This window comes from Acinetobacter sp. ABJ_C1_1, assembly GCF_044684115.1.
GTDB classification, from domain to species: Bacteria; Pseudomonadota; Gammaproteobacteria; order Pseudomonadales; family Moraxellaceae; genus Acinetobacter; species Acinetobacter nosocomialis_A.
Window position 1 is genome coordinate 81,807 of record NZ_JBITPU010000009.1, and the last position, 13,497, is coordinate 95,303.

Consider the following 13,497-nt stretch of genomic DNA (forward strand, 5'->3'; position numbering starts at 1 on the left):
CCAATTTTAGAATTGGGCTTTTTTTAACTTCAGTTATTTGTTTTGACTATGCGTTAAATATTTATGCATTTCATCTGGTGGCACCATACCACCACCAGTCGCCCAGACCACATGTGTTGCCTGCTTTAACTTCTCTGCTGACAATTGATGTAAAGCTAAATAATCAGGAGTAGTTTGCACATAATATGGCCCCATCATGCCTGCCGCAGCTGAGGGTTCAACTTGAATATTTTCAGTTTGATTTAAAAGCGCAATGAGCTCATATAAACATTCATCATGAATCGTGTAATAGCCGTCAATTAACTGCTCCATAGCCCGCCCTACGAATCCAGAAGCACGGCCAACAGCCAATCCATCTGCCGCAGTGATATTATCTAAACCAATGTCATTTACGGAAATCTGATCATGCAGACCTGTATAAACACCTAACAACATACACGGAGAATGAGTCGGTTCTGTAAATATACAATGTACATGCTCACCAAAAGCGAGTTTTAATCCAAAACTTACACCACCAGGGCCACCACCTACGCCACAAGGTAAATAAACAAATAATGGGTGTTCTGCATCGACCTTAATCTGTTTCTGCTCACACTGCTGTTTTAAACGTATTCCTGCTACTGCATAACCTAAGAATAATGTTGTTGAATTTTCATCATCAATAAAAAAGCAATTTGGATCTTGTTCTGCGGCTTTTCGTCCCTGCTCTACAGCAACGCCATAATCACTGGCGTATTCCACGACATTGACACCTAGTGAGCGTAATTTATCTTTCTTCCATTGTCTTGCGTCGGCAGACATATGCACAGACACTCTAAACCCGAGCTTCGCACTCATAATACCAATAGATAAACCAAGATTACCTGTAGAGCCTACCGCTATTTGATATTTGGAAAAAAATGTTCGAAATGCATCTTGATCAAGTTTACTGTAATCATCTTCTAACGTGAGAAGCCCAGCCTTAATTGCTAGTTTTTCAGCATGAGCCAAAACTTCATAAATACCACCACGTGCCTTGATTGAACCTGAAATAGGTAAATGACTATCTTTTTTAAGCCAAAGCTTTCCCGTAAGCTCCTGCTGTTTTGACACAGATAGGGCTTGTTGCATATCTGCAATTTCTACTAATTCTGATTCAATTTTTCCATGTTGTGCTTGAGTTTCCGGAAATACTTTTGCCAAGTAAGGTGCAAAACGTTCTAGTCGAGCCTCGGCATCTTTTACATCTTGCTCGCTAAGTCCTACCTTCGCAAGAGCATCGTTTAAAGGATAACGGTTTGGATTGAACCAAAATGTTTCTTGATAATCTTGTAATGTTTGAATGAGTGGAAATTGTTGTTTTAGTTGATCGAGTTGAACCGTTTTCATCCTATATCCTTTCATAAATTTTTTGAGCTAATCACTTAGCACTAAGTGTTCGCAATAATCATTAACTCTTTACTGAATTTACCTGAAAAAAGCGATCTTTTCTTAAATATGCCAATAAAAAAGCCACTAATAATAGTGGCTTTTTAGATTTAAACAGACAACTTAAATGAACTTTAAGAACAACCAATATAAACCACCTGACAAACAGATGGTCGCAGGTAAAGTAAATATCCAAGCTGATAAGATTGTTTTAACAGTATTAAAGTTTAGACCTGATTTATTTGCAACCATGGTACCTGCAACCGCACTGTTTAAAACATGTGTAGTTGAAACTGGCATACCTAAACCATCTGCTGCTGCAATTGTACTCATTGCAATAAGCTCAGCAGACATACCTTGACCATAAGTCATATGGTTCTTACCAATACGCTCACCTACAGTCACCACAATGCGTTTCCAACCAACCATAGTGCCAAGACCAAGTGCCAATGCAACTGCAACTTTCACCCAGTTTGGAATGTACTGTAAGAATGAATCCAAGCTACTACGATAATCTTTCACAAGCTTTTGCTGTGTTTGATCCAATTTTGGTAAAGCATCTGCTTTGTCCAAACGTTTAAACGTCGTTGTGCTTAAATACATGTCATTACGAATTTCACTAATCGCAGCTTCAGGAATATCTTTTAAGTCGCGATAGCTAGAAACACGAGCACCTAAATGATCAGTCATACTTGCCAATGCAGGTACAACTTCAGGTGTTTGCTGTTTGGTTTGAATATATTTAGTTAAAACTTCACGCGCTTTTTCATCAGTCAATTCTTGCTGATTATGGTTTAACAAAACAGCAGTTTGAGAAGAAAGCTGGTGGAATGATTGAACCTGTTGTGTATCGAGGTTTTTATTGATTGAATAAGCTAATGGTACTAAACCAACCAAAATGAGCATGATGAGTCCCATACCTTTTTGGCCGTCATTTGAACCATGTGCAAAACTTACACCTGTGCAGGTAAAGATTAAAATTGCACGAATGATTGCTGGTGGTGGCTTATTACCTTCAGGTGGCTGGAATAATTCTAATTGGCGTTTAAAAATAGTTTTAACCAACAAAAATAAGATTGCTGCAAAAGCAAAACCAATTAAAGGTGAAAATAATAATGCCTTACCTACTTTAATCACCTGATCCATATCTACACCACTGGTCGTTACGCCAGTCGATGCACTCAACAGATGGTTCATAATACCCACACCCAAGATTGAACCAATCAAGGTGTGAGAGCTAGAAGCTGGGATTCCTAAGAACCAAGTACCAAGGTTCCAAAGAATTGCAGCGATTAACAATGCAAACACCATTGCAAAGCCAGCACCGCTACCCATATTCATGATAAGTTCAACAGGAAGCAATGCAATAATGCCATAAGCAACAGCACCACTTGCGACCATTACCCCAAGGAAATTACAAAAACCAGCCCACATGACTGCAACTGGTGCCGGCAATGCATTTGTATAAATGACCGTTGCAACTGCATTGGCAGTGTCATGGAAACCGTTAACAAATTCAAAGCCCAATGCAATGAAAAGCGCAGTCGATAAAAGAATAACCGAATAAAGGCTCAAAGGTGGAACATGCGCTAAATCAGCACTAACCTGAAACCCAATATAAATAAGTGTTGCAACAATAATCGTCAGAAACACCGGCATAAAAAATTTCGGTGTTGGGACGTGTACATTCGTCGATTTTGCTTGCAGGTTTGCCGCAAGTTTTGAATCCGAAACAGGGGGTAGATTAGAATTCATGCAGACGGTAAGAGGATAATAAAATCCTCTGTATTCTTAAATTAAATTATGACAATTATATGACAAAGAGCCGCCTGATGAAGTCAAATTTTTATATTTTGACCTCATTTGATGCACCTTTCCTCGCTCATTTTTATTTTATTTTTAAAATACAATAACTTAAATCATTATTTACAAGCTCCTTTTGTGCTTATTTTTACAGCAAAAAAACAAATAAAATGACCCAAATGTCTATTTTTTACACAGAACAACTGTAATATTTCGGCATATTGAGCATGAAATATTTCAATATCATGATCATTTGATGAATATTTCATGAAAATTCTTTCGTTTTTGTCATAAAACCCCCTCTCTTTTTAACTTTTCTCTCATCAACTCATGACCTTCGTAGGTCATCATTTGTGCTGCTATTCTGTTACAATAGCGCCGCATTTTTAAATTCATATAAAAGATCGGGGTTTTCTATGTCTACGCTTGCCACCCTAAAAGCGCTTCTTGCTAAACGCATTCTGATTATTGATGGTGCTATGGGAACGATGATCCAGCGCCATAAATTAGAAGAAGCCGACTACCGTGGTGAGCGTTTTGCCGATTGGGCACATGACTTAAAGGGTAATAATGACCTTTTAGTTTTGACACAACCTCAAATTATTCAAGGCATTCATGAAGCTTATCTTGATGCTGGTGCAGACATTATTGAAACCAACAGCTTTAACGGTACACGTGTTTCAATGTCTGACTACCACATGGAAGACCTTGTTCCAGAGATTAACCGTGAAGCAGCTCGTTTAGCCAAAGCAGCTTGTGAAAAGTACTCGACTCCAGACAAACCGCGTTTTGTTGCTGGTGTACTTGGGCCAACATCACGTACTTGTTCAATTTCACCGAATGTAAATGACCCTGCTTTTCGTAACATTACCTTTGATGAGTTAAAAGAAAACTACATTGAAGCGACTCATGCACTGATTGAAGGCGGTGTTGATATCATTTTGATTGAAACCGTATTTGATACATTAAACTGTAAAGCAGCAATTTTTGCGGTTAAAGAAGTCTTCAAACAAATTGGTCGTGAGTTACCAATTATGATTTCAGGGACCATTACCGATGCATCAGGTCGTACCTTAACAGGCCAGACTGCCGAAGCTTTCTGGAACTCTGTTCGTCATGGTGATTTGCTTTCAATTGGTTTTAACTGTGCGCTTGGTGCAGATGCCATGCGTCCTCACGTAAAGACCATTTCTGATGTCGCAGATACTTTTGTTTCAGCGCATCCAAATGCAGGCTTACCAAACGCATTTGGTGGATATGACGAAACGCCTGAGCAAACTGCAGCTTTCTTAAAAGAGTTTGCTGAAAGCGGTTTAATTAACATTACGGGTGGTTGCTGTGGTACGACACCAGATCATATTCGCGCCATTGCCAATGCAGTAAAAGACATTGCACCACGTCAAGTACCTGAAACAGTACCTGCTTGCCGTTTAAGTGGTTTAGAGCCATTTAATATTCATGATGACTCACTTTTCGTAAATGTCGGTGAACGTACTAACGTTACAGGCTCTAAGAAATTCTTACGTCTCATTCGTGAAGAAAACTTTGCCGAAGCTTTAGAAGTTGCACAGCAACAAGTTGAAGCTGGCGCGCAAATTATCGACATTAATATGGATGAAGGGATGCTCGATTCGCAAAATGCGATGGTGCATTTTTTAAACCTTGTAGCATCTGAACCTGATATTTCACGTGTGCCAATCATGATTGACTCATCAAAATGGGAAATCATTGAAGCTGGCTTAAAATGCGTACAAGGTAAACCTGTTGTTAACTCGATTTCTTTAAAAGAAGGTTATGACGAGTTTGTCGAAAAAGCCCGCCTTTGCCGTCAATATGGTGCCGCAATTATTGTGATGGCCTTTGATGAGGCTGGACAGGCCGATACTGCTGAACGTAAACGCGAGATCTGTAAACGCTCATACGACATTTTAGTGAATGAAGTGGGCTTCCCTGCTGAAGATATTATTTTTGACCCGAACGTGTTTGCAGTGGCAACAGGTATTGAAGAACACAACAACTATGCGGTCGATTTTATTGAGGCGACAGGTTGGATTAAACAGAACTTACCGCACGCCATGATTTCTGGTGGTGTATCGAACGTTTCATTCTCGTTCCGTGGTAATGAACCCGTTCGTGAAGCGATTCACTCTGTGTTCTTGTACCATGCCATTAAGCAAGGCATGACCATGGGTATTGTGAATGCTGGACAAATGGCAATTTATGATGATATTCCAGCCGAGCTAAAAGAAGCTGTTGAAGATGTCATCCTAAACCAAAACCAAGGTGAATCAGGTCAAGCTGCGACTGAGAAACTGCTTGAAGTAGCAGAAAAATACCGCGGACAAGGCGGTGCTGCAAAAGAAGCCGAGAACCTTGAATGGCGTAATGAGTCAGTTGAAAAACGTCTTGAATATGCATTGGTTAAAGGTATTACCACTTATATTGACCAAGACACTGAAGAAGCTCGCTTAAAGTCTAAACGTCCTTTAGATGTGATTGAAGGGCCGCTGATGGACGGTATGAACGTTGTTGGTGACTTATTCGGTTCAGGCAAAATGTTCTTACCACAGGTTGTAAAATCTGCCCGTGTAATGAAACAAGCTGTAGCATGGCTCAACCCGTATATTGAAGCTGAAAAGGCTGAAGGACAATCTAAAGGTAAAGTCCTAATGGCAACGGTTAAGGGTGACGTACACGATATTGGTAAAAATATTGTAGGCGTGGTACTTGGCTGTAATGGTTATGACATTGTTGACCTTGGTGTGATGGTCCCTTGCGAGAAGATCTTACAAACTGCAATTGATGAAAAATGTGACATCATTGGCTTGTCTGGTCTGATCACTCCATCTTTAGATGAAATGGTCTTTGTTGCGAAAGAAATGCAGCGTAAAGGCTTTAACATTCCTTTATTGATTGGTGGTGCAACAACTTCAAAAGCACACACAGCAGTAAAAATTGATCCTCAGTACCAAAACGATGCCGTGATTTATGTTGCGGATGCTTCACGTGCTGTAGGCGTTGCAACTACTCTCCTTTCGAAAGAAATGCGTGGAAACTTTATTGCAGAGCACCGTGCTGAATATGCCAAAATTCGTGAGCGCTTAGCTAACAAACAGCCAAAAGCGGCTAAGTTGACATATGCTGAGTCAGTTGAAAATGGTTTTAAAATTGACGAAAGCTATGTACCACCAAAACCAAATCTTTTAGGAACACAAGTCCTTACCAACTACCCGCTTGCGACACTCGTAGATTATTTTGACTGGACACCATTCTTCATTTCTTGGAGCTTGGCAGGTAAATTCCCGAAAATTTTAGAAGATGAAGTGGTGGGTGAAGCGGCAACTGACCTTTACAACCAAGCACAAGCGATGTTGAAAGATATTATTGACAACAACCGTTTTGATGCTCGTGCTGTATTTGGTATGTTCCCTGCTCAGCGCACTGATGCAGATACAGTGAGCGTATTTGATGAAGCTGGTCAAAATGTTACGCATACTTTTGAGCACTTACGTCAGCAATCTGACAAAGTGACAGGTAAACCAAACTTGTCTTTAGCAGATTACATTCGTACTGACCGCGAGCAGCAGGACTACTTGGGCGGATTCACTGTATCTATTTTTGGTGCAGAAGAACTGGCAAATGAATACAAAGCCAAAGGTGATGACTACTCTGCAATCTTAGTTCAGTCATTGGCTGACCGTTTTGCAGAAGCTTTTGCAGAACACTTACATGAGCGTATTCGTAAAGAGTTCTGGGGTTATAAAGCTGATGAACAGCTTAGCAATGAAGAACTGATTAAAGAGAAATATGTCGGTATTCGCCCTGCACCAGGTTACCCTGCTTGCCCTGAGCACTCTGAAAAGGCAGTGTTATTTGACTGGTTAGGATCTACCGACAAAATTGGCACTAAACTGACTGAACACTTTGCAATGATGCCACCATCTTCGGTAAGTGGTTTCTATTATTCGCACCCTCAAAGTGAATACTTTAACGTGGGCAAAATCTCTCAAGACCAACTTGAAGATTATGCAAAACGTAAAGGTTGGACACTGGATGAAGCGAAGCGTTGGTTAGCGCCGAATTTAGATGATTCGATTGTTTAAGCTTATGTAATTTTTGAGAAGAGCTACATGTGTAGCTCTTTTTTATTCGCATATTTAGAAATTCTTTATGAACACAACACAACTTTTTCTCGGCGTAATCTTTAGCTCCATTGGGGGTCAGCTATTTTCTCTATGGAAAAAAGCAAAAAATGACTGTACCTTTTACTGTGGGTTTAGTTTTAATGATTTTCTCTTATTTTATTGAGAGTAATGTCTTACTTAGTGGCATTGGTACTATACTATCCGTTATTCCCTATTTTTTACGTTTTTAGAGCCATTTCTTAAATGATCTGAATTTGCTCAACTCGTAAGTGATGCATCATCTCTCGAACAAATACAAAATAGGTAAAAATATAAAGCTGATTTGGATCCACTTGGTTTGTGTAGTAGCTCAAACGCTCTATAAAATCATTAAATCCATGCTCAAGCTCGATACGGCTGATTTGCTTTTTAGCACTAAAAAATAACTTACTCAGTTGTGCCATGCCGGTGTCAGCCGTAACCGCTACACCACTTATATTTAAATTTTTGAGGGGCTGAGACTCGATGATTTCTTCAATAAAATAAATCATCTTTTCGATAGCAAGCTCATCAATAACACCATCGCTGACACTTTTTGAATTAACAAAACCTAAGCCCTGCTCAAGGTGAATGTGTTGGCTGTCTACATCAAACGAGAGACTATTTAGACCAAGTGAAAATTTTAAAACCGAGTCGGGATGAGTCATAAAAATAGCTTATCGTTGAGTTTTACTAATAGGATTAGTGCTAGCTTATTCAATACTTAGCGTTAACAGCGCTAATCATCATTAACACTATATATAATAAAAAACTCTTTAAAAAGACGAAAAATCAATCTTATATTCATCCAGTCCAATTATTAAAAAATAGAGTATAAGCATGAAAAAATTAGTAATTTTAGGTGTTGCGATTTATAGCTTTGCACAACTTGCAAATGCAGCAACATTAAATGTAAAACCCTATGGTACGACTCAAGACGGTCAAAAAGTTGATCTATACACCATGAGCAATAACAAAGGAGTCTCAGTTTCTTTTATTAGCTTCGGTGGTGTAATTACCCAGATTTTGACTCCCGATGCACAAGGTAAACAAAATAATATTGTTTTGGGCTTCGATGATCTAAAAGGCTATGAAATCACTGATACCAAGGAAGGCATTCATTTTGGTGGGTTAATTGGCCGTTATGCGAACCGTATTGGTAATGCTAAATTTAGCTTAGATGGAAAAACGTATAACCTTGAAAAAAATAATGGACCGAATTCATTACATAGCGGTAATCCGGGTTTTGATAAACGTGTTTGGCAAGTTAAGCCCCTCGTTTCTAAAGGTGAAACCGTTAAAGCTTCGCTTAAGTTAACAAGTCCAAATGGAGATCAAGGTTTTCCCGGAAAATTAGATGTGGAAGTGATCTACAGTCTTTCAGATCAAAATGAATTCCAGATTGAATATAAGGCCAAAACTGATCAACCGACAGTCGTTAATCTCACCAACCATAGTTATTTCAACTTATCAGGAGCTGGTAATAACCCTTATGGTGTGCTCGATCATGTTGTCCAGCTAAATGCAGACCGTGTATTGGTAACCGATCAAAACTCTTTACCCACAGGTGAAATAGCTTCGGTTGCAGGTACACCTTTTGATTTTCGAACTCCTAAAACAATTGTGAAAGATATTCGAGCGAATCATCAGCAATTGGCCTATGGATATGGCTATGACCAAACTTGGGTAATTAATCAAAAGTCTCAAGGAAAGTTAAATCTTGCAGCTCATGTTTTTGATCCGAAATCTAAACGGACACTGCAAGTCTTAACTACTGAACCAAGCGTTCAAATGTATACAGCCAATCATTTATTGGGAAATGTGGCTGGTGCAAATAGTGTACTCTATCGTCAAGCAGATGCGCTAGCATTAGAAACGCAGCATTTTCCAGATAGCCCGAATCAACCATCCTTCCCTTCTACACGTTTGAACCCAAATCAAACTTATAACAGTGTCACCGTATTTAAATTTGGTATTCAAAAATAGTATTGTGAATTGACACTATATTTATTTAAAAAAGACTCTCAGCTGAATATGACTGAGAGTCTTTTCATTTATTTAACTTTTGTGTTTGGTAGAAGTGCTGTTGCAAAACCAAGTAATGGCAACAATGAACATAAACCAAATACCCATTCAATGCCGTTAATATCAGCTAAATGCCCTAACCCCGCTGCGGCAATACCACTTACCCCAAACATAAGACCAAACATTAAACCTGCAATCATACCTACACGGCCCGGAACAGCTTCTTGTGCGTAAACCACCATTGCAGCAAAAGCTGATGACAACACCAAACCTGCAATAATTGAGAAAACTGTTGTCCAAAATAAGTTTGCATAAGGCATCATTAATGCAAACGGTGCCATACCAATAAATGAAACCCAGATCACAGCTTTACGGCCAATTTTGTCTCCAATTGGGCCACCTGCAAATGTACCTAAGGCAACGGCTGCCAAAAAGGCAAACAAGTGCAACTGAGCTGTTTGAATGCTGATATGGAACTTTTGAATAAGATAAAAAGTAAAGTAGTTACTAATGCTAGCAATGTAAGTAAATTTAGCAAACATCAATAAACTAATTGTGCTCAAAGCAATAATGAGCTTACGACCATGCAATTTAGTATGTGCTTGGGTAGCACGTGCAACCACCTGACTTTTTGCATGACTTACCGTCCAACGGCTTACACCAAATAAAACCCAAATTGCTAAAAGTGCAATGATAACCAAGCCCGCAACTGCATGCTGTCCAAACGGGACAATCAGTAAAGCTGCCAACAATGGGCCAATGGCTGTACCTGTGTTTCCGCCCACCTGAAAAGTCGATTGAGCCGTACCGAAGCGCCCACCCGATGCCATTCGTGCCACCCGAGAAGCCTCAGGATGAAAGGTTGCAGACCCTACCCCAATCAGTGCAGATGCACATAACAACACAGCAAAACTAGGTGAAAATGCCAACAAAATAATGCCGCAGAATGTGACGACCATTCCGAGTGGGAGAAGATACGGTTTTGGATGTTTATCGGTATAAAGTCCAATCCAAGGCTGAAGCAGTGAACCTGTAATTTGATATACAAACGAAATCAGGCCAACCTCCGCAAAACTTAGCGAAAAGTTTGCTTTTAGCATTGGATAGATGGCTGGTAGCACCGCTTGAATTAAATCATTCAGTAAATGTGCGACTGCCACGGCGCCTACAATTTTAATAATCATTCCTTGAGGCTGATCATTTGCAACGGTATTGGCAATACCATCTTTCAATTGTATTGAAGACGTCATACCTGAAAAACTCCAATATTTTTAAATGAGATGCTTATTGTAAATTGTCGCTTATAAAGTTATCTTCCAATAATCATTGTATAAGTGACAATTTTTAGGATAGTTTATGTCCGATTCTCTTATTCAGTCTGATTTGTCTGAACTTGTGATTGGGCTATCTTCTGAGCATTCTTATCGAGAAATCACACCTACCCATACGCATACACGTGCGCAGTTTTTATATGCATCCACAGGAAATATTCAGGTTTTTACACCTAATCATGTCTGGATTGTGCCGCCGATGTGTGCATTATGGATTCCGGCAAATGTAGAACACAGCGTGATTTCATTGAGTCACGTGAAGTTAAATACGGCATTGGTTGAAGTAAATGCAGCAGCTCTAATGGGGCAACATTGTTTTATTATTCGAGTAAGCAACCTTTTACATGAACTTTTAATTCGTTTAAATGAAATTGAGCGAGAAGACACGCCAAATACTGCGACTTCTCAAGAACTTTCCCGTTCTTTACAAATTTTGATTTTTGAAGAAATTCATCGAGCCAATTTGTTACCTATTCAGATTCCTTGGCCGAAAGACAAACGACTATTAAAAATTTGCCAAGAGTTATTACATACTCCTGACCATTCAAAAGACTTAACAGATTGGGCCGATGAGATTGGTACGAGTTCTAGAACTTTAATGCGTATGTTCCAAAAAGAAACTGGGCTGTCGTATCGGGCGTGGGTACAGCAAATGCATATTGCAATTGCCTTGAGTAAAATCGCGAATGGTGAATCTATTGCTCAAATTTCAGAGTCACTGGGGTATACAAACCCCAGCGCGTTCAGTGCGATGTTTAAGCGACATCTAGGAAAAACACCTCAGCAGTTTAGAAGTGCCGCGATGTCGCTATAAGTCTTTTTTTTAGTGCGGATCTCATGCTTTTCGAGCAAATCATCAAAATCGTGGTAGACATGAAGCTCACGATCTTTAGCTGTTCTGGCATGATCTAAGCGCTGTTCAGGGTCAACTAGAACAAGCGTATGACCATCATCAATCAGACGATCTACCCCTTCTAAGAACATACGTTTACCCACATCGTGGATAAGTGAAATCTGTGTTAAATCAATGACGATTGTGCTTTGGTCAGTTGTCTCGTCTTGTAAAATGCGTAATAACATTTCCGCTTCAGTAAATTTCAATACGCCGCGAAGCACATATACGCTTAATGATGCGTCTTTTCCTGTGCGGTAATGGCTTTGTACAATGGTTTGTGCAGAAGGTGTACCTTCCATGAGATGTAATCCCATGTCACGAGATAATCGCTCTAAAATATCGATGCCTCGAATACTATGACCATGCTCATCTAAACGAGGTGAAAAAGCAGCAATACTGACCTGCCCCGGTAGCACACCCAAGATACCGCCTGCTACACCACTTTTAGCAGGAATACCTACAGTTGAAAGCCAGTCACCCGCTGCATCGTACATACCACAGCTCATCATGACACTGAGCACTTGTCTAACGACAGATCGGTTCAATAAGCGCTTTCCAGTTCTAGGATCGACCCCGCCATTAGCAAGTACACTGCCCATACGTACCAAGTCTTTAACTGTAACCATGATCGCACATTGGCGAATATAGCCATTCACGATATCTACAGGGTCAGTTTCCAAAATTCCGACAGTTCTCAACATATAACCGATCGAAAGATTACGGTAGGCTGTTTTAACTTCCGAATCATAAACAGACTCATCAAAACTTAATTCGCGGCCTGCAAGCTCGCTCATAAAACGGCGTAGAATTTCTGCGCTATGTAAACCATGCTTGACCTGAATCAAGGAATGTACAGTAATTGCGCCAGAGTTAATCATCGGGTTTTTCGGACGTCCGTCTTTACCCAAAGAAATTTCATTGAAGGCTTCCCCCGAAGGCTCTACCCCTACTTTCGCAAGTACTGCATCAATGCCAAGTTGTTGTAAAACATAGGCATATACAAAAGGTTTAGAAATCGACTGTATGGTGAATTCGACATCATCATCACCAACCGAATAAATTTTGCCATCTACCGTAGACATTGCTAAAGCTAATCGATCTGGGTTTGCATTTGCCAACTCAGGAATATAATCGGCGAGATGACCACTGTTGTCGATGTCACAGGCTTCTATAACATTTGCCAAATATTCTGGGAGAGGGGTTTTCATGGTCAGTAACCTTAAATGAGGAGATTCACAACATCGCGCAAAATTTCAGCACAACCTGCTGATAATATTAAAATTATATCTTTTGTAATGATTTAAATATCACGCTATAAGTATTGTAATTGCTATGTCTTATTCATTTCAAGCTCATTATAGGTTTTTCAAAACTTTAAACTGAAGATTAGCTTATTCTTTCTACAAACAAGATTCCATTTAAATGATCGACTTCATGTTGAACAATACGAGCAGGAAAACCATGAAAAATTGTTTCAACCATCTCTCCTTTAAGGGTTAGATATTTAACCTTAACCATTTCTGCACGTTCCACTTGTCCACGTTCATCTGGCACACTTAAGCAACCTTCTTCACCCAAAAGCGTTTCACTCGAAAACTCTAAAATTTCAGGATTCACCATCACCACAGCATCCATTTCAGGTGCATCGGGATAGCGTGGGTTTGGTCTGGAAGCCACAATAATGACGCGTTTAGAAATATAAACTTGCGGTGCGGCAATTCCCACTCCATTACGCTCAAGCATGGTTGCTTGCATAGCAGCGGCAAGCTGATAAAGCCAATCACTGTTTAACTCATTTGCCGAGACGGGAGCCGCAATCAATTTCAAAATATCTTCACCACGCTTCGCGACAGGTAAAACTACACTCATCCTT

At 39.9% G+C, this 13,497-nt stretch carries 9 protein-coding genes and 1 pseudogene; 4 read left to right on the forward strand and 6 right to left on the reverse strand.

The genetic code is table 11. From position 1 onward, the window contains the following. Positions 1 to 33 precede the first annotated feature (33 nt). Positions 34 to 1,368 (reverse strand): D-serine ammonia-lyase, encoded by a 1,335-nt coding sequence (locus ACG59Z_RS11850; protein ID WP_400199526.1) that lies wholly within the window; start codon positions 1,366 to 1,368, stop codon positions 34 to 36. Positions 1,369 to 1,530: 162 nt separating this feature from the next. After that, entirely contained in the window at positions 1,531 to 3,162 is a 1,632-nt protein-coding gene (locus ACG59Z_RS11855; protein ID WP_400199527.1) for an inorganic phosphate transporter, read from the reverse strand. A gap of 464 nt (positions 3,163 to 3,626) precedes the next feature. On the opposite strand from ACG59Z_RS11855, the gene metH reads away from it, so the two are divergent. Both metH and ACG59Z_RS11865 read left to right on the forward strand, forming a co-directional pair. Continuing rightward, the gene (gene metH, locus ACG59Z_RS11860) at positions 3,627 to 7,313 is read left to right on the forward strand and encodes a methionine synthase (RefSeq protein WP_400199529.1); all 3,687 of its coding nucleotides are present in this window, start codon (positions 3,627 to 3,629) and stop codon (positions 7,311 to 7,313) included. A gap of 67 nt (positions 7,314 to 7,380) precedes the next feature. After that, positions 7,381 to 7,585: pseudogene (locus ACG59Z_RS11865) on the forward strand (amino acid transport protein). Between the two features lie 9 nt (positions 7,586 to 7,594). Here the strand turns inward: ACG59Z_RS11865 and ACG59Z_RS11870 are convergent. Then, a complete protein-coding gene (locus tag ACG59Z_RS11870) occupies positions 7,595 to 8,041 on the reverse strand; it encodes a hypothetical protein (protein ID WP_400199531.1) in 447 nt (148 codons plus the stop codon). Between the two features lie 172 nt (positions 8,042 to 8,213). Between ACG59Z_RS11870 and ACG59Z_RS11875 the strand changes: the two genes are divergently transcribed. Then, complete coding sequence (locus ACG59Z_RS11875; protein ID WP_400199533.1) at positions 8,214 to 9,359, forward strand: aldose epimerase family protein; 1,146 nt, start codon at positions 8,214 to 8,216, stop codon at positions 9,357 to 9,359. A 68-nt stretch (positions 9,360 to 9,427) separates the two neighbouring features. Here the strand turns inward: ACG59Z_RS11875 and ACG59Z_RS11880 are convergent, their stop codons facing one another. Further along, positions 9,428 to 10,648, reverse strand: a complete 1,221-nt coding sequence (locus ACG59Z_RS11880; RefSeq protein ID WP_400199535.1) for an MFS transporter — start codon at positions 10,646 to 10,648, stop codon at positions 9,428 to 9,430. A gap of 106 nt (positions 10,649 to 10,754) precedes the next feature. On the opposite strand from ACG59Z_RS11880, the gene ACG59Z_RS11885 reads away from it, so the two are divergent. Next, on the forward strand, positions 10,755 to 11,543 hold the full coding sequence (locus ACG59Z_RS11885) for a helix-turn-helix transcriptional regulator (protein WP_311086419.1): 789 nt from the start codon (positions 10,755 to 10,757) through the stop codon (positions 11,541 to 11,543). Here ACG59Z_RS11885 and ACG59Z_RS11890 read toward each other — a convergent pair. Together ACG59Z_RS11890 and def are read right to left on the reverse strand one after the other, a co-directional pair. Beyond that, positions 11,510 to 12,832 carry a glutaminase gene (locus ACG59Z_RS11890; protein WP_400199538.1) on the reverse strand — a complete coding sequence of 441 codons (1,323 nt, stop codon included), beginning with the start codon at positions 12,830 to 12,832 and terminating at the stop codon, positions 11,510 to 11,512. The two genes, ACG59Z_RS11885 and ACG59Z_RS11890, sit on opposite strands and share 34 nt — an antisense overlap. Positions 12,833 to 13,010: 178 nt before the next feature. Next, the gene (gene def, locus ACG59Z_RS11895; RefSeq protein ID WP_068936590.1) at positions 13,011 to 13,493 is read right to left on the reverse strand and encodes a peptide deformylase; all 483 of its coding nucleotides are present in this window, start codon (positions 13,491 to 13,493) and stop codon (positions 13,011 to 13,013) included. Between the last annotated feature and the right edge of the window lie 4 nt (positions 13,494 to 13,497).

Bases quoted from the DNA above. Each gene is read 5' to 3' on its own strand.
- ACG59Z_RS11850 (WP_400199526.1), bottom strand. From the start codon at position 1,368: ATGAAAACGGTTCAACTCGATCAACTAAAACAACAATTTCCACTCATT.
- ACG59Z_RS11855 (WP_400199527.1), bottom strand. From the start codon at position 3,162: ATGAATTCTAATCTACCCCCTGTTTCGGATTCAAAACTTGCGGCAAAC.
- metH (WP_400199529.1), top strand. From the start codon at position 3,627: ATGTCTACGCTTGCCACCCTAAAAGCGCTTCTTGCTAAACGCATTCTG.
- ACG59Z_RS11870 (WP_400199531.1), bottom strand. From the start codon at position 8,041: ATGACTCATCCCGACTCGGTTTTAAAATTTTCACTTGGTCTAAATAGT.
- ACG59Z_RS11875 (WP_400199533.1), top strand. From the start codon at position 8,214: ATGAAAAAATTAGTAATTTTAGGTGTTGCGATTTATAGCTTTGCACAA.
- ACG59Z_RS11880 (WP_400199535.1), bottom strand. From the start codon at position 10,648: ATGACGTCTTCAATACAATTGAAAGATGGTATTGCCAATACCGTTGCA.
- ACG59Z_RS11885 (WP_311086419.1), top strand. From the start codon at position 10,755: ATGTCCGATTCTCTTATTCAGTCTGATTTGTCTGAACTTGTGATTGGG.
- ACG59Z_RS11890 (WP_400199538.1), bottom strand. From the start codon at position 12,832: ATGAAAACCCCTCTCCCAGAATATTTGGCAAATGTTATAGAAGCCTGT.
- def (WP_068936590.1), bottom strand. From the start codon at position 13,493: ATGAGTGTAGTTTTACCTGTCGCGAAGCGTGGTGAAGATATTTTGAAA.